Source organism: Cyanobium sp. HWJ4-Hawea (genome assembly GCF_024345815.1).
Taxonomy (GTDB): Bacteria; Cyanobacteriota; Cyanobacteriia; order PCC-6307; family Cyanobiaceae; genus Cyanobium_A.
The window spans coordinates 1-26,362 of the sequence record NZ_JAGQBV010000035.1 but is presented as its reverse complement, the minus strand read 5'-3'; the positions used below and the strand labels follow the sequence as shown (position 1 = coordinate 26,362).

Annotated in this window: 21 protein-coding genes, 1 tRNA gene and 1 pseudogene; 17 read left to right on the top strand and 6 right to left on the bottom strand. The window is 62.6% G+C overall.

Going from position 1 to position 26,362, the window contains the following annotated elements:
* Window positions 1-226: pseudogene (locus tag KBY58_RS08900) on the top strand (hypothetical protein); the annotation flags it as partial.
* Window positions 223-2,001, top strand: a complete 1,779-nt coding sequence (cobJ, locus tag KBY58_RS08895) for a precorrin-3B C(17)-methyltransferase (RefSeq protein ID WP_255003999.1) — start codon at window positions 223-225, stop codon at window positions 1,999-2,001. The pseudogene KBY58_RS08900 and the gene cobJ, both read left to right, overlap by 4 nt.
* Before the next feature lie 3 nt (window positions 2,002-2,004).
* Here the strand turns inward: cobJ and KBY58_RS08890 are convergent.
* Window positions 2,005-2,078: transfer RNA gene (locus tag KBY58_RS08890), tRNA-Pro, on the bottom strand.
* A gap of 77 nt (window positions 2,079-2,155) precedes the next feature.
* Here KBY58_RS08890 and lipA point away from each other — a divergent pair.
* Entirely contained in the window at window positions 2,156-3,025 is an 870-nt protein-coding gene (gene lipA, locus KBY58_RS08885) for a lipoyl synthase (protein WP_255003998.1), read from the top strand.
* Between the two features lie 38 nt (window positions 3,026-3,063).
* On the opposite strand, the gene KBY58_RS08880 is transcribed toward lipA, so the two are convergent.
* Window positions 3,064-7,695 (bottom strand): glutamate synthase-related protein, encoded by a 4,632-nt coding sequence (locus KBY58_RS08880; RefSeq protein WP_255003997.1) that lies wholly within the window; start codon window positions 7,693-7,695, stop codon window positions 3,064-3,066.
* Window positions 7,696-7,922: 227 nt separating this feature from the next.
* Between KBY58_RS08880 and KBY58_RS08875 the strand changes: the two genes are divergently transcribed.
* From KBY58_RS08875 to KBY58_RS08835, 9 genes are all read left to right on the top strand, one after another.
* Window positions 7,923-9,683, top strand: a complete 1,761-nt coding sequence (locus KBY58_RS08875) for a phosphodiester glycosidase family protein (protein WP_255003996.1) — start codon at window positions 7,923-7,925, stop codon at window positions 9,681-9,683.
* A 52-nt stretch (window positions 9,684-9,735) separates the two neighbouring features.
* Complete coding sequence (locus tag KBY58_RS08870) at window positions 9,736-10,092, top strand: AIR synthase (RefSeq protein ID WP_255003995.1); 357 nt, start codon at window positions 9,736-9,738, stop codon at window positions 10,090-10,092.
* Between the two features lie 65 nt (window positions 10,093-10,157).
* A complete protein-coding gene (rpsL, locus tag KBY58_RS08865; protein ID WP_254934845.1) occupies window positions 10,158-10,532 on the top strand; it encodes a 30S ribosomal protein S12 in 375 nt (124 codons plus the stop codon).
* A gap of 83 nt (window positions 10,533-10,615) precedes the next feature.
* Window positions 10,616-11,086 carry a 30S ribosomal protein S7 gene (rpsG, locus tag KBY58_RS08860; protein ID WP_254934846.1) on the top strand — a complete coding sequence of 157 codons (471 nt, stop codon included), beginning with the start codon at window positions 10,616-10,618 and terminating at the stop codon, window positions 11,084-11,086.
* Window positions 11,087-11,154: 68 nt separating this feature from the next.
* Window positions 11,155-13,227 carry an elongation factor G gene (gene fusA, locus KBY58_RS08855; RefSeq protein WP_254934847.1) on the top strand — a complete coding sequence of 691 codons (2,073 nt, stop codon included), beginning with the start codon at window positions 11,155-11,157 and terminating at the stop codon, window positions 13,225-13,227.
* Between the two features lie 46 nt (window positions 13,228-13,273).
* On the top strand, window positions 13,274-14,473 hold the full coding sequence (tuf, locus tag KBY58_RS08850; protein WP_254934848.1) for an elongation factor Tu: 1,200 nt from the start codon (window positions 13,274-13,276) through the stop codon (window positions 14,471-14,473).
* Between the two features lie 124 nt (window positions 14,474-14,597).
* Complete coding sequence (gene rpsJ / locus KBY58_RS08845; RefSeq protein ID WP_254934849.1) at window positions 14,598-14,918, top strand: 30S ribosomal protein S10; 321 nt, start codon at window positions 14,598-14,600, stop codon at window positions 14,916-14,918.
* 102 nt (window positions 14,919-15,020) lie between these two features.
* Window positions 15,021-15,668, top strand: coding sequence for an LON peptidase substrate-binding domain-containing protein (locus tag KBY58_RS08840; RefSeq protein WP_254934850.1), 648 nt, complete (start codon window positions 15,021-15,023; stop codon window positions 15,666-15,668).
* On the top strand, window positions 15,668-16,585 hold the full coding sequence (locus KBY58_RS08835) for a methyltransferase domain-containing protein (RefSeq protein ID WP_255003993.1): 918 nt from the start codon (window positions 15,668-15,670) through the stop codon (window positions 16,583-16,585). Before KBY58_RS08840 ends, KBY58_RS08835 begins: the two co-directional genes overlap by 1 nt.
* Here the strand turns inward: KBY58_RS08835 and pheA are convergent.
* Window positions 16,582-17,421: a prephenate dehydratase gene (pheA, locus tag KBY58_RS08830; protein ID WP_255004001.1), complete on the bottom strand. Its 840-nt coding sequence runs from the start codon at window positions 17,419-17,421 to the stop codon at window positions 16,582-16,584. The genes KBY58_RS08835 and pheA overlap by 4 nt on opposite strands.
* A gap of 68 nt (window positions 17,422-17,489) precedes the next feature.
* Here pheA and KBY58_RS08825 point away from each other — a divergent pair, with 68 nt between their 5' ends.
* Window positions 17,490-18,014 carry a DUF1997 domain-containing protein gene (locus tag KBY58_RS08825; RefSeq protein WP_254934852.1) on the top strand — a complete coding sequence of 175 codons (525 nt, stop codon included), beginning with the start codon at window positions 17,490-17,492 and terminating at the stop codon, window positions 18,012-18,014.
* Here the strand turns inward: KBY58_RS08825 and KBY58_RS08820 are convergent.
* The 3 genes from KBY58_RS08820 to KBY58_RS08810 all read right to left on the bottom strand — a co-directional run bounded on the left by KBY58_RS08820 (window position 18,011) and on the right by KBY58_RS08810 (window position 23,692).
* On the bottom strand, window positions 18,011-18,628 hold the full coding sequence (locus KBY58_RS08820) for a ribonuclease HII (protein ID WP_255003992.1): 618 nt from the start codon (window positions 18,626-18,628) through the stop codon (window positions 18,011-18,013). The genes KBY58_RS08825 and KBY58_RS08820 overlap by 4 nt on opposite strands.
* Before the next feature lie 22 nt (window positions 18,629-18,650).
* Window positions 18,651-20,696 carry an Rne/Rng family ribonuclease gene (locus KBY58_RS08815; protein WP_255003991.1) on the bottom strand — a complete coding sequence of 682 codons (2,046 nt, stop codon included), beginning with the start codon at window positions 20,694-20,696 and terminating at the stop codon, window positions 18,651-18,653.
* A 314-nt stretch (window positions 20,697-21,010) separates the two neighbouring features.
* Window positions 21,011-23,692 (bottom strand): TIGR03960 family B12-binding radical SAM protein, encoded by a 2,682-nt coding sequence (locus tag KBY58_RS08810; protein ID WP_255003989.1) that lies wholly within the window; start codon window positions 23,690-23,692, stop codon window positions 21,011-21,013.
* 104 nt (window positions 23,693-23,796) lie between these two features.
* Here KBY58_RS08810 and KBY58_RS08805 point away from each other — a divergent pair, with 104 nt between their 5' ends.
* The 4 genes from KBY58_RS08805 to KBY58_RS13170 all read left to right on the top strand — a co-directional run.
* A complete protein-coding gene (locus KBY58_RS08805) occupies window positions 23,797-25,023 on the top strand; it encodes an LL-diaminopimelate aminotransferase (protein ID WP_255004000.1) in 1,227 nt (408 codons plus the stop codon).
* 8 nt (window positions 25,024-25,031) lie between these two features.
* Window positions 25,032-25,343 carry an ATP-dependent Clp protease adapter ClpS gene (clpS, locus tag KBY58_RS08800; protein WP_254934856.1) on the top strand — a complete coding sequence of 104 codons (312 nt, stop codon included), beginning with the start codon at window positions 25,032-25,034 and terminating at the stop codon, window positions 25,341-25,343.
* Window positions 25,343-26,245, top strand: coding sequence for a CPBP family intramembrane glutamic endopeptidase (locus tag KBY58_RS08795; RefSeq protein ID WP_255003988.1), 903 nt, complete (start codon window positions 25,343-25,345; stop codon window positions 26,243-26,245). Before clpS ends, KBY58_RS08795 begins: the two co-directional genes overlap by 1 nt.
* On the top strand, window positions 26,217-26,362 hold a 146-nt coding region (locus KBY58_RS13170), incomplete at its 3' end, for a FitA-like ribbon-helix-helix domain-containing protein (protein WP_409995738.1). The genes KBY58_RS08795 and KBY58_RS13170, both read left to right, overlap by 29 nt.

Sequence of the window (26,362 nt, the reverse complement as noted above, 5' to 3'; positions counted from 1 at the left end):
GAGCCAGGCCCTAGAAAGCCCTGACCCAGAAGCCATGGGGGAGGCTCCCAGCATCGAACAGCCAGCTCCCAAAGAAATTTCAAACCCGGAACGCCTTGCCCCCAGCACAACGGTGGCTGGTTCGGCCCGCGAACAGGTAAGTGAAAACGGTTCCCTGATCATGCCCAAGCGCTCGGGTCCTTTTGCCGGTCTGCGCGAAAGATTCGGTACAGGAAATCCCAATTGAACCAAGACCCACCCCAAGCACCCCTGGTTTTGGGGCTGGCTTTTAGCAATAGCGGCACTGGCCTCCTGGAGACCCTGCGCCAGGCCGGCGTGGTGAGCGAATGGGTAGGTCCGGGAGCTGTGCCCTCCTGCCAGGAAACCCTTTCGAGCCAATGGAGCAGGGCCTCCGGCTTTGTGATCGTTGGGGCCTGCGGTCTGGTGACCCGCCTGGTGGCCCCACTGCTGGAGGGGAAAGACACCGATCCCGCCGTGGTGGTGCTGGATGGCCAGGGCAGCTTTGCCATCCCCCTGCTGGGCGGCCATCGGGCCGGGGCCGACCAACTAAGCCAGAGGGTGGCCGCAGTGCTGGGAAGCCAGGTGGTGCTCACCGGCAGCAGCGGTTCTGGCGGACGGCTCGCCCTCGATTCATTTGGCGAAGCCTGGGGTTGGCGCCGCGGCCCAAGGGGCGACTGGAAGGCCCTGATGCAAAAAGCAGCGGAGGGAATCAGGGTGACCCAGGCCAGTGGCAACAAAGGCTGGCAAGGCTTGGCCGCCGCAGACCATTGCCAGCCAGGAGCAGAGCCCGACCTATGGGTCGGCACCGAGCAGGGGCCTGGATGCCGCTGGCATCCCCCCTCCCTATGGCTAGGGCTGGGCTGCGAAAGGGGTACGAGTCGGAGCTTGATTGAGCGGCTGGTAGACGAATCCCTGGCAAAACTGCAACTTGCCCCGGAAGCCGTGGCCGGCATGGCCAGCATCGATCGCAAGGCCGATGAAGAGGGCCTCCTGGCCCTGGCCAAGGGGCGGCTTTGGCCGCAGGTGTGGCTAACCGCTGAAACCCTGGCGGCCATCGAAGTGCCAAATCCATCCCAGGTGGTGGCCGGCGAGATGGGCACGGCGAGCGTGGCCGAGGCCTCCGCCCTGGGGGCAGCAGGGCCCGGGGCGCATCTCCTGCTAACCAAAACCATCGGCCGCCCCCTAGCTGGGGAGCGAGGTGCAGCCACCCTGGCGATTGCGGCTACCGAAACTCAATGGGCACCCCAGCGCGGCCAATTACACCTGGTGGGTAGCGGGCCTGGCCGACTGGACCTACTTACTGCCGATGCCCGTCGGGCCCTGGCGGAGGCCACGGTCTGGGTGGGCTATGGCCTCTATCTCGATTTACTGGAGCCCCTGCGCCGCCCGGACCAATTGCGCTGCGATGGGAGGCTCACCGAGGAACGGGCCCGCTGCGCCCTGGCCCTAGATCTAGCCAACCAGGGCCTGAAGGTGGCCCTGGTCTCCTCAGGCGACAGCGGCATCTATGCAATGGCGGGCCTAGCGCTGGAGCTATGGCTGAACCAAGACAGCCAGCAGCGGCCAAGCTTTGAAGTGCACCCTGGCATTTCCGCCCTGCAACTGGCCGCCGCCCGCGCCGGTGCACCGTTGATGCACGATTTCTGCACCATCAGCCTCAGCGACCGACTCACCCCATGGCCCGTCATTGAGCAACGGCTCAAGGCCGCCGCCAGCGGCGACTTTGTGGTGGCGCTATACAATCCCCGATCCCTGGGCCGGGAATGGCAGTTGGGACGGGCCCAGGAGATTCTCTTAACCGGGCGGCCAGGCCAGACACCGGTGGCCCTGGCACGCCAACTCGGCAGACCGGAGGAAAAAGTAAGCCTGCACAGCCTTGCCAAACTGCCAATTGAGCAGGTCGACATGCTCACCCTGGTGTTGATCGGCAACAGCAGCAGCTATGCCAAGGATGCGCTGATGGTGACCCCCAGGGGCTATCCAGGAGCCGAGATCAGCTAACAATCGGGATGACAGGATTCGAACCTGCGGCCCCTTCGTCCCGAACGAAGTGCGCTACCAAGCTGCGCCACATCCCGCTGTGGGGACTTTAGGCGACGGCCAGTTTCTAAAGTCGACAAACGCCTTGCCTGGGCCCCTTGAGCCCGACTGCCCCTTGCCCAAACCCGATTGGCTGCGAGTAAAGGCCCCCCAACGGGAACGGATCGGTCAGGTGGCCGATCTGCTGCAGGATCTCAAGCTCAACACGGTTTGCCAGGAGGCCAGTTGCCCCAACATCGGTGAGTGCTTTGCCGGCGGCACAGCCACCTTTTTGATCATGGGCCCCGGCTGCACCAGGGCCTGCCCCTACTGCGACATCGATTTCGACAAGAGTGTGCGGGAGCTGGACCCAAGCGAACCCGAGCGCCTCGGTGAGGCAGTGGCCCGGATGGGGCTAAGCCATGTGGTGATCACCTCGGTGAATCGCGACGATCTGGGCGATGGCGGCGCCAGCCAATTTGTGGCCTGCATTGAGCAGGTAAGGCGGCGCTCCCCCCTGACCAGCATCGAACTACTGATTCCCGATTTTTGTGGCAACTGGGATGCCCTGGCGGCGGTGATGGCCGGAGCTCCGGAGGTGCTCAACCACAACATCGAAACCGTGCCCAGGCTCTACAAACAGGTCCGTCCCCAGGGGATCTACAGCCGCTCCTTGGAGTTGCTGCAGCGGGTAAGACAGGGCTGGCCGCGCACCTATACAAAATCAGGGCTAATGGGCGGGCTGGGCGAAAGCGACGCCGAGGTGCGGTCGGTGATGGCCGATCTGCGCGAGCACGCCGTCGACATCGTGACCATCGGCCAATACCTCTCGCCGGGTCCCAAACACCTGGCGGTGGATCGGTTCGTCACCCCGGAGCAATTTGAGGCTTTTCGCCTATATGGCGAACAGGAGCTGGGCTTCCTCCAGGTGGTGAGTAGCCCGCTGACCCGCAGCAGTTATCACGCCGGCGAGGTGCAGCGGCTGATGAGGGAGCATCCCCGCTGAGGGCTGTTGCTGAGGGCTGTTGCTGAGGGGCGTTTGAGTTAGGCCGCAACGGTCTCGAGGGTTGCCAGGCCCACATTGGCCTTCTCGCTGGGGGGCACCAGCACCTTGAAGCGACCCCTCCAGCTGGTCCAATCGGCCAGGATTGCCGCTGCTTTGCTACTGCCGGTGCAGGCCAAATGGGTCTCGAGCAGTGGCTTGAGCAAGGCCTCCTGCTGGGGAGTGCTGAGGTAGCAAAGGGCGACGATCTCGGGGTTGAGTCGACCGGCTAGACCTCCGTCCTCATCGAGCAGGAAGGCAACCCCACCGGTCATGCCGGCGGCCACATTGCGGCCAGTCGAGCCCAGCACCACCACTACGCCGCCAGTCATGTACTCGCAGCAATGGTCGCCAGCGCCCTCCACCACGGTGCGCACGCCGCTGTTGCGCACGGCAAAGCGTTCTCCAGCACGGCCCAGGGCAAACAGCTCCCCACCGGTGGCTCCATAGAGGCAGGTATTGCCAAGGATCACCTGGTTGCCGGGGTCTTGGACGCCGGGGGGAGGCACCACGGTGATCCGGCCACCGTTGATGCCCTTGCCCACGTAGTCGTTGGCTTCCCCCACCAGCCGCACGTCCATGCCCTGGAGCACAAAGGCACCAAAACTTTGACCAGCGGCCCCATTGAAGGTGAGCTGCAACTGGCCCTGGAAGCCCGTATTGCCGTGGCGTGCTGCAATTTCTCCGGACACCCTGGCCCCAACACTGCGGTCGGTGTTGACAATCTCCAAGCTGCGGGCCACCTGGCCGTGGCCCTCGATTGCCGCCACTAGTTCGTCATCGGCGAGAAGTTGGTCTTCCAGGATCGGACCGTTGCCGTGGGCCTGGGCGTCGTGGCGCAGCCAGGCCCTATCTGCAGCGGCAGGGATGGGATCGATCAGGCAGGAAAGGTCCAGGGCTTGGGTTTTAGCGAGGCAAACCTGGCGGGTTTCCAGCAACTCACTGCGACCAATCAGGTCCTCGAGGCGGGCCACCCCCAGGACGCTGAGCAGCTGCCGCACCTCCTCAGCCACGAACAGGAAGAAATTGACAACGTGCTCGGGCAAGCCGGTAAAACGCTTGCGCAGGGCTTCTTTTTGGGTGGCCACGCCCACCGGACAATTGTTGGTGTGGCAAACCCTGGCCATGATGCAGCCCTCGGCGATCATCGCCACGGAGCCGAAGCCGTATTCCTCAGCCCCCAGCAAGGCGGCGATCAGCACATCCCAACCGGTTTTAAGGCCGCCATCTGCCCGCAGCAGCACCCGATCGCGCAGACCGTTTTCCAAGAGGGAGCGGTGAACTTCGGTGAGCCCCAACTCCCAGGGGCTGCCCGCATGCTTAATCGAGCTGAGGGGGGAAGCGCCCGTACCACCGTCGTGGCCAGAGATCTGGATCACATCGGCATTTGCCTTGGCGACGCCCGCGGCAATCGTGCCAATGCCAATTTCAGCCACCAATTTGACGCTCACCTTGGCGGCCGGGTGCACCTGGTGCAGATCGTGGATTAGCTGGGCCAGATCCTCAATCGAATAGATGTCGTGGTGGGGTGGGGGCGAAATCAGGGCCACGCCAGCCTTGCTGTTGCGGAGCCAGGCGATGTAGGGATCAACCTTGGGGCCAGGTAGCTGGCCGCCCTCTCCAGGCTTGGCCCCCTGGGCCACCTTGATTTCCAGCTGCCTACCGCTGCGCAGGTATTCGGGAGTGACCCCAAAGCGACCCGAGGCGATCTGCTTGATGGCGGAGCAGGCGGTGTCGCCGTTGCGCAGACCTTGGATCGTGGGCAGGGTTGGCGAGTGGCCGGCCGCGTCAACGTCTTGGAGCACATTGAAGCGGGCGGGATCCTCGCCGCCTTCGCCGCTATTGCTCTTGCCGCCAATGCGGTTCATCGCCACGGCGAGCACCTCATGGGCCTCGCGGGATAGGGCGCCCAGGCTCATGCCACCGGTGCAGAAGCGTGCACAGATGCTCTCGACACTCTCCACCTGGTCGAGGGGCAGGGGGGCCCGGGCCGGCTTGAGCTGCAGCAAGTCCCGCAGGGCCGTAACAGGCCTGTGCTCGAGAAGGGTCTGGTAGGTGGCGAAGTGGTCGTAACCAGGCCCTGCCTTGACTGCGGCGTGGAGGGCCTTAGCCATTTCCGGACTATTGAGGTGATATTCCCCCCCGGTGCGGTACTGCACAAAGCCCATGAATTCAAGCTTGGTGCGGTTGAGCTCGGGATAGGCCTTGGTGTGGAAGGCCATCGTCTCGCTGGCTAATTCGGCCAGGCTCAAACCAGCAACCCGACTGGTGGTGCCGGCAAAGGCCAGCTGGATCAGGTCTGCACCGATGCCAATCGCCTCGAAAATCTGGGCGCCGTGGTAACTGGCCAGCAGGGAAATGCCGATCTTGGAAAGGATCTTGCGCAGGCCGTCTTCCAGGGCCTTACGGACATTGGCCTGGGCCTGTTCGGGGCTGATCGCCGGCAACTTGCCAGTTTCGATCTGCTTTTGAATTCGGGGATGGGCCAGCCAATGGCGGGTGGTTTCCCAGGTGAGCCAGGGACATACCGCACTGGCGCCAAAGCCAATCAGGCAGGCCAAATGGTGGGTGCTCCAGCACTGGGCCGTCTCCACCACCAGAGATGCCTGGAGCCGCAGGCCCAACTGCAACAGGTGGTGATGGACGGCGCCCACGGCCAAAAGCGGCGGCATGGCCGCGGTGGTGGCATTGATGCCCCCTTTTTGGCCATCAAGGCCGAGCCGGTCGGATAAAACCAAAATTTGACAGCCATTGCGCACGGCCGCTTCGGCCCCCTGGCGCAGTTTTTGAATGGCAGCCTCCAGGCCCCCGGGTCCCTCGACCACGCTGAAGAGGGTCGAAACCACTTGGGTGGGCAGGCCCTGGTTGCCAATGGCGGCCAGCTCCGCCTCATTGAGGATGGGGCTGTCGAGATGGAGCACCTTCGCTGAAGCAGCAGCTGGCAGGAGCGCGGAGCCCCGCTCGCCCAGATGTATCTCCAAGCTCATCACCAACTTTTCGCGCAGGGGGTCTATGGGCGGGTTCGTGACCTGGGCAAAGCGCTGCTTGAAGTAGTCGTAGAGCAGGTGGGGTTTGTCGGAGAGCACCGCCAGTGGAATGTCGTCACCCATGCAGTAGGTGGGCTCCTTAGCCGCACCGGCCATGTCCTCGATCACCAGGTCGAGGTCTTCTGAGCTGAAGCCGAAGGCGGTCTGTTCGCGCAACAGCTCCAAATCGCCCAGTTGGCACTCCTGCTGCCAGGGCAAGGCCCCGAGCTTGCGCCGATGGGCCTCCAACCACTGGCCATAGGGATGGCGATCGGCAGCCTCCTGCTTCACCTCCCAGTTGCGCAGCAATCGACCCTTTTCCAGATCAACCGCCAGCATCTGGCCCGGGCCAAGGCGGCCCTTCTCGATGATCCGGCTCTCCTCCAGCTCCACCACCCCGGTTTCAGAGCCCATCACCACGAAGCCATCGCTGGTGATGCAGTAGCGGGCAGGGCGCAGCCCGTTGCGATCAAGGGTGGCCCCCACGCTGCGGCCGTCGGCAAATACCAGCAGGGCAGGGCCATCCCAGGGCTCCTGCAGGCAGGCATTGAATTCATACATCGCCTGGATGGCCGGGCGGGTTTCCAGCTCGGGCTGCTGACGGAAGGCCTCGGGCACCAGGGTGAGCAAGCTGTCGGTAATAGGCCGGCCGCTGCGCACCAACAATTCCAAGGTGGCATCGAGGTTGGCCGAATCACTGAAGGCTGGATTGACCACCGGCTTCAGGTCGGCGGCGGCATCACCCCAGACGGCATCGAGATTAGTTTCCGCGGCCCGGGCCCAGTTGAGGTTGCCCAGCAAGGTGTTGATCTCGCCGTTGTGGCCGAGCAGGCGCATCGGCTGGGCTAGGGGCCAACGGGGCAGGGTATTGGTGCTGAAACGGCGGTGATAAACAGCAAAACTGACCGCGAAGCGTTGGTCCCGAAGGTCTGCGTAGAAGCGGGCCAAGACCTCCGAACGCACCATGCCCTTGTAAACAACGGTGCGGCTGCTCAGGGAGGAGAAGTAGAGGTCGCCAGGTCCGGGGCCCCAGGCCATCCGGGCCCGATCCCCCACCCGGCGCCGCAGCCGAAAAAGCAGGGCCTCCAGGGCATCTCCCGCCACTGCTGGGCCACTGCCCTCGGCAGGCCCAGAGGTGAGCAACCACTGGCCCATGTGCGGGGCGGTGGCTCGGGCCAAGGGACCCAGCACCGCGCCATCCACTGGCACCTCGCGCCAGCCCCAGCTCTTCAGCCCAAGCCTGGTCGCTTCCTCTTCACAAAATTGAATCGCCTCCTGCCTTTTGGCGGCGTCGGCAGGCAAAAACACCATGCCCAGGCCCCGCTCCTGGCCGGAGCTGGCGGCAGCTGCAGGCCACACGGCCTCCAGGAAAGACCAGGGGATTCCGCACAGCACTCCCGCGCCATCACCGGAATCGGCGTCACCGCCACAGCCGCCCCGGTGTTCCATGCAATCAAGGCCGCGCAGGGCCTGCTGCAAAACCCAATAGCTTGCTTCGCCATGCAAATGGGCCAAAAACCCCACGCCACAGGCATCTTTCTCACCCGCCACCGCTGCCGGAGCAGGGCTGTCGCAATGGGGCCAAGCGGGACGGGGAGCTAGAGGCATAACCCAGATGGTGCGGCAGAAGTCCTGAGGGATCAGTGCTGCAGTAAGCCGCTTGGGCTCCTGCACCAACAGAGCTTCTAATCCTAGGGATCGGCATCCCAGCTCGAACTACTGGTTAGCCAGGGTTAGCGTTCGGCCAACTGGGCTTCCACCGCTCCCCTTTGAGGTCCGTTCGCCTAAATCAGCCACGACCTGGCCGGCTCAGCAAGCTGGTGGCGCCTTTGCTGTTGGCCTGGTCCCCCCAGGCTGGGGCCATGCCCTGGGGCAGCCCCCAGCCACCACCACCGCCGCCACCGCCGACGCCACTTGAAACGCCCGCCCCAGCAAGGGGCACTGCTGAAGGGCGCCGGCTCGTAATTCAGGGTCGCCAGCAGGAGGCCCGCTGGCTGTGGATTGGCAGCCGCAGCAGCGAACCGGAGGCCCTTTGGATTCCCCTCGAGGTGCTGGAAGGCCAACTGGGGGTGGTGCGCCGCAGAAGTGAAGGCAGTGTCGAACTGGAGTGGTTCGGCCAAACCCTGCTGGCGGGAGCTGGCGAGCAACGCTCCCTCGACGACGAAGTGGCGGTAGACGCGATGCCCCTGTTTCGGGCCGTGGGTTTGGCAACGACCCGCCGGGGCGGTGTATTGGAGTTGCGGCTGCCCCCCAGCCAGCTGCTGCAGGTGCGCAGCTCGAAGAGCGGGGTCTGGCGCAGGGTCGTGCTCGACCTCACCGGCCCAGTCGTGGCTGGCCGCAGTGACGGCACCTGGTTGGTCGATTTGGACAGCAGTGGGCAACAAAGGGACCAGCTGGGGGCCCTGGGCCTGGTAGCCAGCCAAAACGACAACCAATTGCAACTAAGGCCCGGCCGCGCCGATGGTGCCCGTCTGTTCAGCCTCGGGGATCCCTACCGGCTGGTGCTGGAGTTTTCCCAGGCCGGCGATGCAACAGCTGGGGGAACAGCTGGGAGCGCCGGGGGAAGTGCCCCTCGGAGCCTGGATCCCCGGCTGCAGCGGCTGCTGGGCCAACAAATCAGCTGGGATCGTCTGGAGCGCCGGGGGATCCGCTTGAACGCCGTACGCGTCGATCCCCGCACTGCGCCCGTTCAGCTGCGTCTATTGACCAACCCCTCGGGCATGGAGGGCCTCAGCTCCGTGCAGGCCTTGGCCAACACCCAGCGAGCCATCGTTGCGATCAATGGCGGCTATTTCAACCGGGTCAAGCGACTGCCCTTGGGGGCCCTCAAGAGTGATGGCCAATGGCTTTCTGGCCCGATCCTGAACCGGGGGGTGGCTGCCTGGCAAGCCGGCAGCCTGCCCCGCTTTGGCCGGCTCTCCCTGGAGGAATCGGTCAGCGGAGCAGATGGCCAACGATTGCCAGTGGCTGCCCTCAACAGCGGCTATGTGCAGCGGGGGATCAGCCGCTATGGGCCTGAATGGGGGCCCAGCTACCGGGCCCTAAGCGGCGGAGAAAGCGCCCTGGTGCTGAGCAGGGGCGTGGTGGAAAGGCGCTACGGCAGCCGCGAACTCGAATTTGGCGTGCCCCTGCGGCGGGGCGAAATCCTGCTGGTGGGCCGTGGCGGCGTCGAACTGCCCTGGCTTGAGGGCACCGCCATCAAGCTCACCAGTCGGGCCAGCAACGACCTCGGCCAGGCCCCCTTCGTAATGGGGGGAGGCCCACTGCTCCTGCTTGATGGCCGGATCGTGCTCAATGGAGGTGCCGAAACCTTCAGCTCCGGCTTCCTCAACCAGGGAGCCCCCCGCACCGTGATCGGCAGCGACGGCAAACAGCTCTGGTTGATCACCCTTGAGGGCACCCAGGACAGTGGGCCCAGCCTGGGTGAAACGGCCCTGGTGCTGCAGGAGCTTGGCCTGAGGGATGCGCTCAACCTTGATGGGGGCAGCTCCACTGGCCTGGTGATGGGGGGCACGATGCCAGTGAAGGGTCGGGGCGTGGTCGGGGCTGTGCACAACGGCCTGGGCCTGGTGCCCTCAGCCGGCTCCAGCCAGTAGCTGGCAGAGTGGTGAAACCACCCCCTAGGCCAACCGCAGAGGGCCACCACCGATGCCGAAGGGCCAGAGCCTGAGGGTTAGCGCAGCCGCCGCCGCCGAACTGGGCCGCCAGGCCGCGGTGGCCGGCACCCCGGGAATGATGCATCTCGATCTGATGGAGGGCAGTTGCGAGCGCTGGTCCATCCGTCTGCGGCCAGGTCACCTGGCGGGGCTGGCCGTGGCCCGCGCCGATGGCATCACGCTTTACGCCCCGGCAGAGCAGAGCGCCCTGCTCGCCGGCCTTAGCCTCGATTACCGGGGCGACCTCAGTGGTGGCGGCTTTCTGGTGCGCCAGGGTGAGGGAGTGCGGTGCTGCCCATGCGGCAGCGCATTTAGCAGGATTGGATCGGGCCGCCAGGCGACCCAGTAAGGTGACGGATTGTGGAAATTGGTCGGTCGTCCGCCCAATGTTCACCGACCAGATACCGGCCTTCGATGCCCACTATTCAGCAGCTAATCCGTACAGAGCGCCAGAGTCTTACCCGTAAGACCAAGTCTCCCGCTCTCCGCGCATGCCCGGAGCGGCGTGGCGTGTGCACCCGCGTGTACACCTCCACCCCGAAAAAGCCCAACTCGGCCCTCCGCAAGGTGGCGCGCGTACGGCTCACCTCTGGCTTTGAGGTCACCGCCTACATCCCTGGCATTGGCCACAACTTGCAGGAACACTCCGTTGTCCTGATTCGGGGAGGCCGGGTCAAGGATCTGCCCGGCGTGCGTTACCACATCATTCGGGGCACCCTCGATACGGCAGGGGTTAAAGATCGCCGTCAGTCCCGCTCCAAGTACGGCGCCAAGACGCCCAAAGATTGATGGGTAATCGGGCTGACATCAGTAGATGTCTGCCCCGAACCCACCTTCTCCCCTCCCTTTTGGTCCCATTTCCCTAAACGTCCATGTCACGCCGTAACGCTGCCGAAAAGCGCCCGGTTCTTCCCGATCCCCAATTCAACAGTCGTCTGGCCTCGATGATCGTGGCCCGGCTGATGAAGCACGGCAAAAAATCAACGGCCCAACGGATCCTTTCGGATGCGTTCTCGCTGATCAATGACCGCACCGGCAACGATCCGCTGGAGCTTTTCGAAACTGCCGTGCGCAATGCCACTCCCCTGGTGGAAGTGCGCGCCCGTCGGGTTGGTGGTGCCACCTACCAAGTGCCGATGGAAGTTCGTCAGGAGAGGGGCACCGCCATGGCCCTGCGCTGGCTGGTTAACTTTTCCCGCTCCCGCAATGGCCGCAGCATGGCTCAAAAGCTGGCTGGCGAATTGATGGATGCGGCCAACGAGGCCGGCAGTGCCGTTCGCAAGCGCGAAGAAACCCACAAGATGGCTGAAGCCAACAAGGCTTTTGCCCACTACCGCTACTGAGTAACTGGCCAGATTCCGTCTGGCCATTGCCAACAACCTTCTTTTAGACCCTTCGGAGACCAAATCCCGTGGCCCGCGCCTTTCCCCTGGACCGCGTCAGAAATATCGGTATCGCAGCCCATATTGACGCAGGCAAAACCACCACCACCGAACGGATCCTGTTCTATTCGGGTGTGGTCCACAAGATGGGCGAGGTCCACGACGGCGCCGCGGTGACCGACTGGATGGAGCAGGAGCGTGAGCGCGGCATCACCATCACTGCTGCGGCAATTTCCACCAGCTGGAAAGACAACCGCATCAACATCATTGATACTCCCGGCCACGTTGACTTCACCATCGAGGTGGAGCGCTCCATGCGCGTCCTCGACGGGGTTGTCGCCGTTTTTTGCGCGGTTGGAGGCGTCCAGCCCCAGTCCGAAACCGTCTGGCGCCAGGCCGATCGCTATAACGTGCCCCGGATCGTGTTCGTCAACAAGATGGACCGCACTGGAGCCAATTTCCTCAAGGTTTACGAACAGATCAAGGATCGCCTCAAGGCCACTGCTGCCCCCATCCAGCTGCCCATTGGCGCCGAAGGCGAGCTGAAGGGAATCATCGACCTTGTGCGCAACAAGGCGATTGTCTACACAAACGACCTGGGCACCGACATCATCGAGCAGGAAGTGCCCGCGGACATGAAGGCCGAGGCCGATAAATGGCGGATGAAGCTGATGGAGTCGGTGGCTGAAACCGATGAAACCCTCCTAGACGACTTCCTGGAAAACGGCGAGCTCACTGAAGAGCAGCTGATGAAGGGCATTCGCACCGGGGTGGTCAAGCACGGCTTGGTGCCAATGCTTTGCGGCTCCGCCTTCAAAAACAAGGGCGTACAGCTGGTGCTCGACGCCGTCGTCGACTACCTGCCTGCCCCCGTGGATGTGCCCCCAATCACCGGCCTGCTGCCCGATGGCACCGAGTCGAACCGTCCCTGCGACGACAGCGCCCCCTTCAGCGCCCTTGCCTTCAAGGTGATGGCCGATCCCTACGGCAAGCTCACCTTTGTGCGCATGTACTCAGGGGTCCTGCAAAAGGGCAGCTATGTGCTCAATTCCACCAAGGACAAGAAGGAGCGCATCTCCCGCCTGATCCTGCTCAAGGCAGACGACCGCGAAGAGGTCGACGAACTGCGGGCCGGCGACCTTGGAGCAGTGCTGGGCCTCAAGGACACCACCACGGGCGACACCCTCTGCGTGGAAAACGATCCGATCATCCTCGAATCGCTCTTCATTCCCGAGCCCGTGATCTCGGTGGCCGTGGAGCCCAAAACCAAGGGTGACATGGAAAAGCTTTCCAAGGCCCTCCAATCCCTGTCTGAAGAAGACCCCACCTTCCGTGTCAGCACTGACCCGGAAACCAGCCAAACCGTGATCGCCGGCATGGGCGAACTCCACCTGGAAATCCTGGTGGATCGCATGCTGCGCGAGTTCAAGGTGGAGGCCAACATCGGTGCTCCCCAGGTCTCCTACCGCGAAACCATTCGCGGCAAGGCCAAGGGCGAGGGCAAATTTGCCCGCCAAACCGGTGGCAAGGGCCAATACGGCCACGTGGTGATCGAAATGGAACCCGGCGAACCCGGCACGGGCTTCGAATTCGTCAACAAAATCGTTGGCGGCATCGTCCCCAAGGAGTACATCGGTCCTGCCGAAAACGGCATGAAGGAGACCTGCCAATCCGGTGTGATCGCCGGTTTCCCGATGATCGACATCAGGGTCACAATGGTCGACGGCTCTTATCACGACGTCGACTCCTCGGAGATGGCGTTCAAAATCGCCGGCTCCATGGCCTTCAAAGATGGGGTCAAAAAGTGCAATCCTGTACTTTTAGAACCAATGATGAAGGTGGAGGTCGAGATCCCCGAGGATTTCCTCGGTTCGGTCATCGGCGACCTCTCCTCCCGTCGCGGTCAGGTCGAGGGGCAGTCCATTGAAAATGGTCAGTCCAAGGTCCAGACCAAAGTGCCCCTGGCCGAAATGTTCGGCTATGCCACCCAGCTCCGATCCATGACCCAGGGTCGGGGTATTTTCTCGATGGAATTCAGCCACTATGAGGAAGTTCCTCGCAACGTCGCTGAAGCCATCATTTCTAAGAATCAGGGCAATTAATTCCTGATCTTTCCCCTACCCAACCAAACCCCGATTCTTTTTACTCATGGCACGCGAGAAGTTCGAGAGGAACAAACCCCACGTCAACATCGGCACCATCGGCCACGTTGACCACGGCAAAACCACCCTGACCGCCGCCATCACGAACGTGCTGGCCAAGAAGGGTATGGCGAAGGCCCAGGCCTACGACCAAATCGACGGAGCTCCAGAGGAGCGTGAGCGCGGTATCACCATCAACACCGCCCACGTCGAATACGAAACCGAAAAGCGTCACTACGCCCACGTCGACTGCCCTGGTCACGCGGACTATGTGAAAAACATGATCACCGGTGCCGCCCAGATGGACGGCGCGATCCTGGTGGTGGCCGCAACCGACGGCCCCATGGCCCAAACCAAGGAGCACATCCTGCTCGCAAAACAGGTGGGCGTGCCCGCCCTGGTGGTTGCCCTCAACAAGTGCGACATGGTCGACGACGAGGAAATCCTCGAGCTCGTTGAACTGGAAGTGCGTGAACTGCTCACCAGTTACCAGTTCCCTGGTGACGACATCCCCGTTATTCAGGTTTCCGGCCTGAAGGCCCTCGAGGGCGACGCCGATTGGGAAGCCAAAATCGACGAGCTGATGGCCGCCGTCGACGAGTCGATCCCCGAGCCCGAGCGCGAAATCGACAAGCCATTCCTGATGGCGATTGAGGACGTCTTTTCGATCACCGGTCGTGGCACCGTGGCCACTGGCCGTATCGAGCGCGGAAAGGTGAAAGTGGGCGAAACCGTCCAGATCGTTGGCATCAAGGACGTCCGCGAAACCACCGTCACCGGCGTGGAAATGTTCCGCAAGCAGCTTGAAGAAGGCATGGCTGGCGACAACGCAGGTCTCCTGCTCCGCGGCATCCAGAAAGAGGACATCGAGCGCGGCATGGTGCTGGTGAAGCCCAATTCCATCAAGCCCCACACCAAGTTCGAGGGTGAGGTCTATGTGCTGAAGAAGGAGGAAGGCGGCCGCCACACCCCCTTCTTTGCCGGCTACCGCCCGCAGTTCTACATCCGCACCACGGATGTGACCGGCCAAATCACCGCCTTCACCTCCGACGATGGCGCCAACGTTGAAATGGTGATGCCCGGTGACCGCATCAAGATGACCGGGGAGCTGATCTGCCCGGTTGCCATCGAGCAAGGTATGCGCTTCGCCATTCGCGAAGGCGGCCGCACCATCGGTGCGGGCGTGGTTTCCAAGATCCTCGAGTGATCCAGATCGGGCTCAGGCCTTGATCTATTCTGAGGTGGTGGAGGATTAAATCCTCCATCACCTCGCACCTCGACAATCCAACTGACCTCGGCCAGGTTTTGCCGAACTTTTCATATCAACCCCCATGTCCACAGCCATCACCCAGCAGAAAATCCGCATCCGCCTGAAGGCGTTTGATCGCCGGATGCTGGATCTGTCCTGCGACAAAATCATTGAAACCGCCGACCACACCGCTGCCACGGCTATCGGCCCGATTCCCCTACCCACCAAGCGCAAGATCTATTGCGTCCTGCGTTCACCCCACGTGGACAAGGATTCCCGGGAGCATTTCGAGACCCGTACCCATCGCCGCATCATCGACATCTACAGCCCATCGGCCAAGACGATTGATGCCCTGATGAAGCTGGATCTGCCCAGTGGCGTAGACATCGAAGTCAAGCTGTAAGGCGAAAAATTTCAGAAAGCGCACTATTCCTAAGCCTCCCCACGCTTCAACGGCGATGGCGGGGCTTTTTTTCTAGGATTAGAAGGCACTCCCCGAGAAGTCATGGGCGATTTGGCCGTCAGGGAGTTGCCCTTGTTTCCACTGCCAGATGTGGTGCTCTTCCCCCAGGAAGTGCTGCCCCTGCACATTTTTGAGCCGCGCTACCGGATGCTGCTGCAAACCGTGATGGCGGAAGATCGCCGTTTCGGGGTAGTGCGTTGGGATCCCCAGGAGCAGGAACTGGCCAAGGTGGGCTGTTGCGCCGAAATCCTGCACTGTCAGACCCAGGACGATGACCGCAGCAACATCGTCACCATGGGCCAACAACGTTTTCGGGTGCTGGAAATCGTTCGAGAAGCCCCCTTCCGGGTGGCAATGGTCAGCTGGATTGAGGACGAACCCGACAGCAGCCCCAGCGAACTGGAAACCCTGGCCAGCGAGGTAAGCCAGGCCCTCAAGGACGTGGTGGAACTGACCGGCAAGTTGGTCGGCAAACCGACTGCCCTTCCCAGCGATTTGCCCGATCTACCCAGGGAGCTCTCCTTTTGGATTGGCTCCCACCTGGGCGGCCCCGTGGCTGACCACCAGCAGGCCCTGCTGGAAATCACCAACACGGCCCAGCGCCTGCGCCAGGAATACGAAATGCTGGATCACACCAGAAAGCAACTGGCCGCGCGCACGGTCCTGAAAGACACCTTCCAACCCCAGTAATGCCCAGGATCAGCTGGCCCCAAAGGCGCTACACCGATGCCAGCAGCGTGGCCTCCGCCTATGACCGCTGGACCAGCGATCAACTGCTGGAGCGGCTCTGGGGGGAACACATCCATCTTGGCTACTACAAAAGCGGCCACTGGTGGGGGGAAGACTTCCGTTTAGCGAAGCAAGCCTTTGTCCATGAGCTGGTCCAGTGGAGTGGCCTTAGCCAACTGCCCGCAGGCACCAGGGTTCTCGATGTGGGCTGTGGCATTGGGGGCAGCGCCAGGATCCTGGCCCGCGACTACGGCTTTGAGGTGCTTGGCATCAGCATCAGCCCCCTGCAAATCCAAAGGGCCCAGGAGTTAACGCCTGCCTCCTTGAGCTGCCGCTTTGCCGTGATGGACGCCCTTGCCCTTGCCCTAGAACCTGCCAGTTTTGATGCCGTATGGAGCGTGGAGGCATGCCCCCACATGCCCGATAAACAGCTTTACGCCGATGAATTATTGCGGGTACTAAAGCCTGGTGGTCTGGTGGCTATTGCAGATTGGAACCGCCGCGATCCCAGCGACGGCCCGATGGACCGCCGCGAGCGCTGGGTGATGCGCCAACTGCTCGAACAGTGGGCCCATCCGGAATTCGCCAGCATTGCGGGCCTCAAAGCCAACTTCGAGGGAAGCAAGTGGGGCGGCGGCAGTGGAACCCCAGGATTCACTGTGCAAAGCGACGACTGGAGTAAGGCCACCCTGCCCTCCTGGATCGATTCGATTGTGGAAGGAGCACGCCGGCCCATGGCAATTCTGGGGCTCGGCCCCAAAGCCCTGCTCCAGGGTCTCAGGGAAACCCCCACGATCCTGCTAATGCACTGGGCCTTTGCCACCGGCCTGATGCAATTTGGGGTATTCAGAGGCGTCAAGCCATCCGAATCTCCCTAGCTCTGGCTTACCGCCAGGTTGGTGAGGGGGTAGGCCCCAAACATCGCCAGGTGTTCGCACAGGGGTTGCAATTCGATCAAAACCTCAGCCAAAGGCCCTGGGCCCTCGGGCAATTCGAGGTCCACAAAGAAGATGTATTCCCCCATTTCCCGCTTCGAAGGCCTCGATTCGATCCGGCTCATGTTGAGGGCGCGATGGGCAAAGCAGCCCAGGGCTTCCAGCAGCGCACCGGGCTGGTTGGAATGGAGGGAAAAGGCCAGGCTGGCAACCGGACCTTCACAGGAGCGCTCGCCGCGCCGCAAAAGCAAAAAACGGGTGCAGTTACCGGCCACATCATTGATGGGGAATGCCAATTCCTCCAAGCCATGCTCAAGGCCGGCCTGTTGCGAAGCAATCGCGGCCCGAAAACGACTGCCCGCCACCATGCGGGCCGCATCTGCTGTTGAGCTGGTGGGCAACTGCAAAGCCTGGGGCAAGTGGTCATCCAGCCACTGACTGCATTGCGCCAGGGCCTGGGGATGGGAGAGCACCTCACTAATCCCCTCCAGCGGACCACTGCCGAGCAGGGCATGGCGAATCGGCAGCACCAGGGCCCGGGCAATGGCCAGATCCGAGTGTTCCCAAAGGGCATCAAGACAGGCGGTTACGCCCCCTTCCACCGAGTTCTCCACCGGGACCACCGCCGCATCAGTTCGGCCGGAGGCCAGGGCCTCTACCACGGCCCTAATGCCAATTTGGGGTAGCAAGATTGGTTCAGCCAGGTCCTCAAGCTGGGCCAACTGCCGCGCCGCCTGTTCGCCATAGGTGCCCACCGGGCCGAGATAGGCAATGCGCATGGAAGACCAGGGCGGAATATCGCGCTGGAGGAAGGCCGATAGGATCATGCCGCGTCAGCAAGCTAGGCATGCCCCTGGCCTTCAGCGCCAGTCAGCAACTGCAACTTGGCGTGAGCCATGGGGCCGAGCTCCTATCTGGCTATTTGACCCAGGAAGAGCGGGTGGTTAAGGCCTTACTCGATCCGTCCCAATTGGAGCGCCTGGCCCCGGGGCGCTACCGCTATTGCGTGACCCATCTGCAGCTTTTTCACCTACAGATTCACCCCGTGGTGGAACTGCGCACCACCAGCAGCCCAGGTGAGCTGGAACTAGAGGCCCTTGATTGCGAACTGGAGGGGCTGGGGCTCGTGGACGACTTCAAGCTCACCCTGCACTCCTCTTTGCGGGCGGGGGAACTGGGCCTGGAGGGCGAAGCCACCCTGGCGGTCCAAGTGAGCCAGCCAGCCCTACTGAAATTAATTCCGGCCAAAGTGCTCGAAGCCACGGGCCAGTCGCTGCTGGGAGGCATTCTTCTGGGCATCAAAAACCGGGTGGGCCAGCAGCTTCTGGCCGATTTTCGCCAGTGGTGCCAGGAGCAGGGACCAGCCGGCTAGGGGCTCAGCCAATTGCGCAGGAAACTGCGCCTATGCAGTGGTGTCGGCCCCAGATCAGCGATGGCGCTGCGGTGCTGGGCTGTGCCATAGCCAACATGCCGACCCAACCCATAGCCCGGGTAGCTCTCATCCAGCTCCATTAACAGGGCATCGCGGGCCTGCTTGGCCAGCACGCTGGCTGCCGCTATGGCCAAACACAACCGATCACCAGACACCAGGGTGTTCTGCCGTCCCAACCAACCCCGCAGGGGCAGCACTCCATCGACCAGCAACAGCTGGGGCGGGCCCGGCAGTTTTTGCAGGGCCCGGTGCATGGCCCGCTCCGTTGCCAGGCGGATACCGACCCGATCGATCTCAGCCGCTGAGGCCTGGCCCAGGGCCCAAGCCAAGGCCCTGCCCTGGATCTGGGGCACTAGGGCGGCCCGTTTACGGGCAGAAAGTTTCTTGCTGTCGGTCAGACCAGCGGCCTGGAGGGGCCCCAGGGCTGCCCGAGGCAAAACCACCGCTCCAGCAAACACAGGGCCAAACACACAACCTCGACCCACCTCATCAACCCCCGCGCAAAGGGCGGGATCAAGGCCCTGCCAAGGATCAGCTGGAGACTTGGGGGCCATGGGGCTGGCTCTCAGCCACCAGCTAGGTGGCGGCTGAGGAGCGGCGGCGGCGGCGGCGGGGTTCGCCGGCTTCGTCTAGGTCAGGGTCCTGGGCGGGGGCTGCCTCAGTTGTTGGGGCGGTTTCTGTTTTTGCGGATGCCTCAGTAGTTGCGGAACTGCGGGTGCGGGATCGGCTCCGGCTTGCGGCGGTGGGCACCGAGACGGTGATCACGGTTTCAGGCTCCGTTTGGACAGGTAGGGGCGTGATCTCGACCGGCACCGCCACAAACTGCTCAGCCATGGCCGAATCATCGGAGCCATAGGCCCTGTCGCCAGCGTTATCGCCAGCCTGGTCCCCGGCCGATTCTCCGGAAGATTCACCTGGCGTGCCGCGATTGCCGCGGCCGCGGCGCCTACGGCCACCGGATGAGGCCAATTGTTGACGGGCCTCCTCAAGCACCGCCTCCGCATCCTCCCCGGGTCGCACCACCCGCACCATCAGATTTTCGCTGGGGGGCTGAGCGTCTAGCAGCAATGCCGGACTCAACCCCATCCAGCCATAGACCAGTTCTTGCTCCGCATCCATGGTCACGGCCACCAAATCCGGGTCATGGCGGCGGGAGGTGGTCGGCTCACTGGCGGCACTCAGGGAGCCAGTCAGTTCAGCGCTGGTACCAAAGCTGGAAGCCTCAGGGGCATAACCGCCAAAGCTTTCGGAGCCATCGCTGGCTCCACGACCACCACGGCCACCACGGCGACGGCGGCCAGAAGCACTTCCATCGCTGGCGACGGGTGAAAGCACTTCGGAGCGGGCTGAGGCCACCGAACGCACCAAGCCAGTCAGGGTGGCCAGGGGCTGGAGGGTGTCCTTGCCCGGCAGAACGGCCACATGGCCCAGGCCACCGCAGCTGGGGCAAGCCCTAGCAAACAGCTCATAGATGTTTTGGCCCTGGCGCTTGCGGGTGAGCTCAACCAAACCCAGCTCGGTGAGTTGGGCGATCTGGGGCCTGGAGCCATCGTTGCGTACTGCCTGGGTGAAATGTTCCAGCAACTGGAGCTGGTCGCGCCGCGATTCCATGTCGATGAAATCGACGATCACCACTCCACCGATGTTGCGCAGCTTGAGCTGGCGGGCAATTTCGACGGCCGCTTCACAGTTGGTCCAAAGCACGGTCTCCCGGGCATTGGCGGAACGGGTAAAGGAGCCCGAGTTGACGTCAATGACCGTGAGCGCCTCGGTGGGCTCAATGATCACGTAGCCGCCGGATGGCAGATCAACTCGGGGCTTGAGGGCATCGCGGATCGCCGCATCAACCCGGAAATGCTCGAGGATTTCGTTGGATTCACTGTGATGGACGACCTGCACGTCGGCCTGGTCGGGGCCCAGGAAGGCCTGAACGCGGGCCACCGCATCGGCGCTATCGACCACAACCCTCACCACCTCGGGGCTGGAGTGGTCCCGAAGTACCCGATGGATGAAGTCTTCGTCGCGGTTAAGCAAGACGGGAGGGGAAGCCGTTTCAGCTGCTGCCTGGATCCCTTCCCACTGGCGCAGCAGATTTTCCAGGTCGTCGATTAACAGCTCTTCACTGATGCCTTCGGCCTCGGTGCGGATCAACAAACCGGCCCCTGGGGGCTTGATCAATACACCCAGGGCCCGCAGACGGTTGCGCTCATTTTCGCCATTAATACGGCGGGAAATATTGACACCCTGGCAATGGGGCTGGAGCACCAAAAAACGCCCGGGAAGAGAAAGGTTGCCGGTGAGACGGGGACCCTTTGTGCCCGTGGGCTCCTTCATTACCTGGACCAGCACCTTCTGGCGAGGCTCCAGCAATTCGGTAATACCTGCCACTCCTTTCCTGAGCCTAAGGGGACCCAAATCTGTGACATGGATAAAGCCATTTTTTTCACTTTCGCCAATATTGACGAAAGCAGCATCAATACCTGGCAGCACGTTTTCGATAGTGCCAAGGTAAACATCACCAATTTGATAGAGGCCTTGGGCGACTATCAATTCATCCACACGCTCATCGTTAAAAACAGCGGCAATACGCAGTTGCTCGGCGATGACGATCTGCTGAGGCATAGGGAAAGGGTGGGCCCAAGGGGGCTCAGCCAAAAATTTGGAGGTTATTAGAAATGGTCAAAAACTTAAAAAGCCCTAATCCAGAAGGGGCTTTAAGACTAAAAAAATCAACGCTGCTGAGTATCCGCCTGGGACCGACTTCGCTTTTTGGGGCGAACAGATATAACTAAAACTCAACAACCATTGGGGCGAATCCTTGGGGATCGAACCTGAGTAGTTCCAGATTGAACCCCGCTGTGTACCTACCAGCAAACCTGGCGGCGAATCAGCGGATTGGGGAAAGCTTTGGGCATGGCATTGAATGCCACGGAAAACTAGAAGGCAATGGCCTTCTCGCCTTCCTGTGAAGTTAGCACGGGCTTTAGAAGCAATTCTTGGCGCCGCATCCTGGCCAGTTGCAGCGGCTGGCCCAGCTCCTGGGCTAGCCAAAACTGCAGCTGCTCGGGCCTCAGGCTCCGGCCAGATGGATCAATGGCCGCCTGGAACTCCAGGGTTGCCGCAGCACCAGCGACCAGCCCGAGGGAAACCAGGGCAGGGCGGCAATCCCGTTGCCGGGGACGACCCTTCTTATCGGTGTCGCTCCAGGGCAGGGATTCGGCGGCCAACAATGCGGCGATTGCCTGCTGCCAGGCCTGCTGATCGGGGAGTTCCATGCCTGGTGCCGGCTTAAAAGCCATTTGCCAGCGGGCCGCTTCAAGCTCCTGGGAAAGGCTGGGGCCAAATACGGGCACGGCCCAAGCCGATAGCAACTGAAATTCCAGGGGCAGTTCGCCCTGGAGCTGGCTGCGCACCTGGGCCGGATCAACCGGCTCCACAAACTCCAAGTCGAGCCACTCACCGGTGCCCTCCACACCGAGGGGCAGGGCCAAGGCCAACTGCAGGCGGGGCAAGGGATGGAAACCGGCACTGAAACTGACCGGAAGTGCGCTGCGGCGCAGGGCCCGCTCCAGCAGCCGCAGGGGGTCGAGATGGCTAATCAGGGCCAGCGATCCCGTTTTGCTGAAGCCCATCCGCAGGCGGCTAATCCGCCCACTGGCGGGGGCGCGCTGGGGCAGCTGGGCCGGCACCGGCGGCGGCGGGATCACCACGTTGTGTCCGAGCTCCGGTCCACAGACCCCACAGCTGCTGCAGCCTTCAAAGGAGCAGTCGGGCACCACCGCTTCAGCCAGGGCCCTCTTGAGATCTTCCGCCAGCCAGCGCTTGTCGACTCCCGAATCGATGTGATCCCAGGGCAGGCTCTGCCGGCAAAAGGAGTCGAGATCGTCGCTGCCCAGGGCCTCGGCCGCACTCCAGGCACCCATTTCCATGGACCGGTAACGGCCCTCCAGGCCCGCCTCCGTAATCGCCGCGGTCCAGGCCCCGTAGCTGCGATCCGCCGATTCAAACCAGGCATCCAGGCCGGCCCCTGCACGCCAGGCCGCCTCTATCACCGACGCCAGGCGGCGGTCGCCGCGGCCCACAAAATCTTCCACCGCCGAAAGGCGCACATCGGTGAAATTGGTTTTCAACCCCCTCAACTGGCGCAGGGCCTGGCGCAACAACTCCTGGCGACGCCGAAATTCCACCGTGCTGACGCTGTGCCACTGGAAAGGGGTATGGGGCTTGGGCGTGAAATTGCTAATCGTGAGATTCAGTTCCAGTCGGCCCAAATCAAGACACTGCCGCTGCAACTCCCTGCAGGTGTGGGCAATACCGAGCACATCGGCATCGCTTTCACCCGGCAGGCCAACCATGAAATAGAGCTTCAGTCTGCGGTAACCGTTTTCCATGGCGGTGCGAACACCGCGCAAGAGCTCCGCATCCGTAAGCCCCTTGTTGACAATGTCGCGCAGGCGCTGGGTGCCGGCCTCAGGGGCAAAGGTGAGTCCGGCCTTGCGGGTACCCCCAAGGATGTGGGCAATGTTTTGGTCAAAACGATCCACCCGCTGGCTAGGCAGGGTGAGGCTCACATTTTTGTCGGCAAGACGGTTGCGCAGCTCTACCCCCACCGCCGGCAGGGCCAAATAATCCGAACAGCTCAAGGAGAGCAGGGAGAAATCTGAGTAGCCGGTTTGGCGCATGCCCTCCTCCACCGCCTCGATCACCGCCTCCGGCTCCACATCGCGGGCTGGGCGGGTGAGCATGCCTGGCTGGCAAAAGCGACACCCCCTGGTGCACCCCCGGCGAATCTCGATGGTCAGCCGGTCGTGCACCGTTTCGATGTGGGGCACCAAGCCCATGGCGTAGTGGGGCATCGGCGTGGCCGTTCGCCGCAAAACCCGCCTGGGCGGACTTGGCACAAGCCCAGCCAGGGGCTCGATGCCAATCCCATCGGCGCCAGGGCCGTAGAGGGAGGGCACATAGACCCCTGGCACCTGGGCCAAATCCCGCAACAGGGCGCTGCGGCTTAGCCCAGTCGCCTTGCCCTCGGCCACCACCAGCCCAATTTCCGGCAACAGCTCTTCGCCATCGCCCAGGGCGATGAAATCAAAAAAGGCGGCAAAGGGCTCGGGGTTACTGGTGGCGGTGGGCCCCCCGGCGAAGATCAACGGTGGCGATTCAGGATCGTTGAGGGGCAGGTCACCGCGATCGACGGCCCGAATCGGTACCTGGGCCAAATCCAACATTTCCAAAATGTTGGTGCCGCCGAGCTCGTAGCTGAGGCTGAAACCAAGGATGTCGAAGGCGGTTAGGGGTCTGCGACTTTCCACACCAAATAGGGCTTGGCCCCTTTCCCGCAGCCGCGCCGACAGATCCGCCGCCGGCAAATAGGCCCGATCGCACAACTGGCCTGGCACGGCGTTGAGGATCGAATAGAGGATCACATGGCCCAGGTTGCTGGCCCCCACCTCGTAGACCTCGGGGTAGGTGAGGGCCCAGCGCACCCCGTCCGCCGCCCAGGCGGCCTGCCAGTCGCGGGGTTTGACCCCCAACTCATTGCCCAAATAGCGGGCCGGCTTACTGATGCCCAGATCAATCAGGGCCTCGAAATCAATCGGAGCTTCAGCGAGGGTCACGGCAGCTGCTGCTCAGGCCTGTTCCTGATCGTATGGAGGGGTTGGGATCGCGCCATAGGAAAATGGCTCCAACAGTTTTGGTCGCTGCCTTCGGCGGCGTTGACATGGTTCAAGTAAACGGCAATTACCTCAAGCTCAAGGCGGGCTACCTATTCCCTGAAATCGCCAGGCGGGTAAAGGCCTTCAGCGAAGCCCACCCGGAAGCGCCGATCATCCGCCTGGGCATTGGCGATGTCACCGAACCCCTCCCCGAGGCCTGCCGCGAAGCGATGAAAGCGGCCATCGACGAAATGGGTACCCGCGAGGGCTTCCACGGCTACGGCCCAGAACAGGGCTACCTATGGCTAAGGGAGGCGATTGCCAAAAACGATTTCCAAGCCCGAGGCTGCCAGGTGAATCCGGAGGAAATCTTCGTTTCCGATGGCTCCAAGTGCGACAGCAGCAACATCCTCGACATCCTGGGAGAAGGCAATCGAATCGCTGTCACTGATCCGGTTTATCCGGTTTATGTGGATAGCAACGTGATGGCAGGGCGCACCGGTGATGCCGACGAGGCCGGCCAATACGGCGGCCTCACCTACCTGCCCATTACCGCCACCAACGGCTTCTGCGCCCCCCTGCCCGAGGGCAAGGTGGACCTGATCTACCTCTGCTTCCCCAACAACCCCACCGGGGCCGTCGCCACCAGGGAGCAGCTAAAGCAATGGGTCGACTACGCCCTGGCCAACAACGCCCTGATCCTGTTCGACGCCGCCTACGAGGCCTTCATCCAGGACCCCTCGCTGCCCCACTCGATCTACGAGATCGAGGGCGCCCGCGATTGCGCGATCGAATTCCGCTCGTTTTCCAAGAACGCGGGCTTCACGGGCACCCGCTGTGCCCTCACGGTGGTGCCCCGGGGCCTGATGGGCACGGCCGCCAATGGCGAGAAGGTGGAGCTATGGAGCCTGTGGAACCGGCGTCAGTGCACCAAGTTCAACGGCGTGAGCTACATCGTGCAGCGCGGCGCCGAGGCGGTCTATGCCCCGGCAGGGCGGGCCCAGGTGCAGGCTCTGATCGCTTTTTACATGGCAAACGCCACAATTATTCGCCGCGAACTATCTGCGGCGGGCCTGGAGGTCCATGGCGGTCAGCAGGCCCCCTACGTGTGGCTGAAAACGCCTACGGGGATCGACTCCTGGGGCTTCTTTGACCACCTCCTGGGCAAGGCCCACGTGGTCGGCACCCCGGGCAGTGGCTTTGGGGCGGCCGGCGAGGGCTACTTCCGTCTGTCAGCCTTTAACAGCCGCGCCAATGTGGAAGAGGCAATGCGCCGCATCCGTTCGCTGTAATGGGCCTTATGACCTGGGCAACCCAAAGCAATCCTGGCGGCGCAGCCGTAATGGAGAAGGCCCCTGAGCGAGTGCGCAAGCCTTCCCCCCGCTACAAGGTGCTGCTCCACAACGATCCCGTGAATTCCATGGAATACGTGGTGGGAACCCTGCGGCAGGTGGTTCCATCCCTAAGTGAGCAAGACGCCATCGCCGTAATGCTGGAGGCCCACAACACCGGGGTGGGCTTAGTGATCGTCTGCGACCTGGAGCCAGCGGAGTTCTATTGCGAAACCCTCAAGGCAAAGGGGCTCAGCAGCAGCCTCGAACCAGAGAGCTGATGGCCCCTTTGGCCGCCAATGGGCCGAAGTGGCCGGGCACCTTGCTTTACGTGCCCGTTTTGTACGGGTTGGGTTGGCTAGGGGCCAGGCCCTGTGCCCTTTTATTTCCCCACTGGAGACCAGACCAAGTCGATTTAGCGGGCCTGGTGCTTTCGCTGGCCCTGCTGCTGATCAGCCTGCCCATCAGGCTTCGCAGGGTTTGGGGGGCCGAGCATCCCTGGCAGGGTCTGGGCCTGGCCATGCCGATTCACCTGGCGGCCAAGGCCTGGCTGCGGGGAGCCCTAAAGGGCCTATTTCTACTGGCGTTGGTGGTTTTGGTTTTGGTTTTAGCCGGCCAGGCCCGCTGGCTTGGGGAGCTAAACACAGCTCTGCTCCTCAATGCCATCGCCCTGATGCTCGGGGTGGGCTTTGCCGAGGAGCTGCTATTTCGCGGCTGGCTTTGGGGAGAATTGGAATTGGAGCTAGGCCCCAATAGGGCACTTTGGCTGCAAGCGGCCATCTTTGCCCTGCTCCATCCCTGGTATCGGGCGCCGGGATTGGAGGCCATTGGCCTTTTGGGCGGCCTAACCCTGCTGGGGCTGGCCCTGGCCCTGCAGCGCCGGGCCGACGACGGCGCCCTCTGGGGATCGATCGGGCTGCACGGTTGGCTGGTGGGGGGATGGTTTTTAGCGCAAAAGGGCCTGCTGCAGATTTCGCCGGCGGCCCCCGGTTGGTGGGTGGGCCCAGGCGGAGCCGACATCAACCCAATTGGGGGCCTAATTGGCTGGATTGGCCTCGGGTTGCTGCTCTGGGTGCGGCGACGCTGGTGGCCGCGCCACCTTTCCCAGAAGCCCGAAACAGCCGAGCTATCATTGGTGATATCAGAAGACAACAATGGCCCAGGTGCTAATCCGCCAACTTGAAGATCAAGATGTGGCGCGCCTACGGCGACAGGCCAAGTTGCGTGGGATTTCCCTGGAACAGTCGCTGAGGGAGCTGCTCCATCAGGCAGCTGTAGATCCCAAATTGCTGCTGGAAGA

What these genes read in the sequence shown, in the direction of transcription:
- KBY58_RS08820 (WP_255003992.1), bottom strand. Translation starts at nt 18,628, where the DNA reads ATGGCCCCCAAGTCTCCAGCTGATCCTTGGCAGGGCCTTGATCCCGCC.
- pheA (WP_255004001.1), bottom strand. Translation starts at nt 17,421, where the DNA reads ATGCGCATTGCCTATCTCGGCCCGGTGGGCACCTATGGCGAACAGGCG.
- KBY58_RS08880 (WP_255003997.1), bottom strand. Translation starts at nt 7,695, where the DNA reads ATGCCTCTAGCTCCCCGTCCCGCTTGGCCCCATTGCGACAGCCCTGCT.
- rpsG (WP_254934846.1), top strand. Translation starts at nt 10,616, where the DNA reads ATGTCACGCCGTAACGCTGCCGAAAAGCGCCCGGTTCTTCCCGATCCC.
- clpS (WP_254934856.1), top strand. Translation starts at nt 25,032, where the DNA reads ATGACCTGGGCAACCCAAAGCAATCCTGGCGGCGCAGCCGTAATGGAG.
- KBY58_RS08835 (WP_255003993.1), top strand. Translation starts at nt 15,668, where the DNA reads ATGCCCAGGATCAGCTGGCCCCAAAGGCGCTACACCGATGCCAGCAGC.
- KBY58_RS08870 (WP_255003995.1), top strand. Translation starts at nt 9,736, where the DNA reads ATGCCGAAGGGCCAGAGCCTGAGGGTTAGCGCAGCCGCCGCCGCCGAA.
- rpsL (WP_254934845.1), top strand. Translation starts at nt 10,158, where the DNA reads ATGCCCACTATTCAGCAGCTAATCCGTACAGAGCGCCAGAGTCTTACC.
- KBY58_RS08840 (WP_254934850.1), top strand. Translation starts at nt 15,021, where the DNA reads ATGGGCGATTTGGCCGTCAGGGAGTTGCCCTTGTTTCCACTGCCAGAT.
- tuf (WP_254934848.1), top strand. Translation starts at nt 13,274, where the DNA reads ATGGCACGCGAGAAGTTCGAGAGGAACAAACCCCACGTCAACATCGGC.
- KBY58_RS08825 (WP_254934852.1), top strand. Translation starts at nt 17,490, where the DNA reads ATGCCCCTGGCCTTCAGCGCCAGTCAGCAACTGCAACTTGGCGTGAGC.
- rpsJ (WP_254934849.1), top strand. Translation starts at nt 14,598, where the DNA reads ATGTCCACAGCCATCACCCAGCAGAAAATCCGCATCCGCCTGAAGGCG.
- KBY58_RS08815 (WP_255003991.1), bottom strand. Translation starts at nt 20,696, where the DNA reads ATGCCTCAGCAGATCGTCATCGCCGAGCAACTGCGTATTGCCGCTGTT.
- KBY58_RS08805 (WP_255004000.1), top strand. Translation starts at nt 23,797, where the DNA reads ATGGTTCAAGTAAACGGCAATTACCTCAAGCTCAAGGCGGGCTACCTA.
- KBY58_RS08795 (WP_255003988.1), top strand. Translation starts at nt 25,343, where the DNA reads ATGGCCCCTTTGGCCGCCAATGGGCCGAAGTGGCCGGGCACCTTGCTT.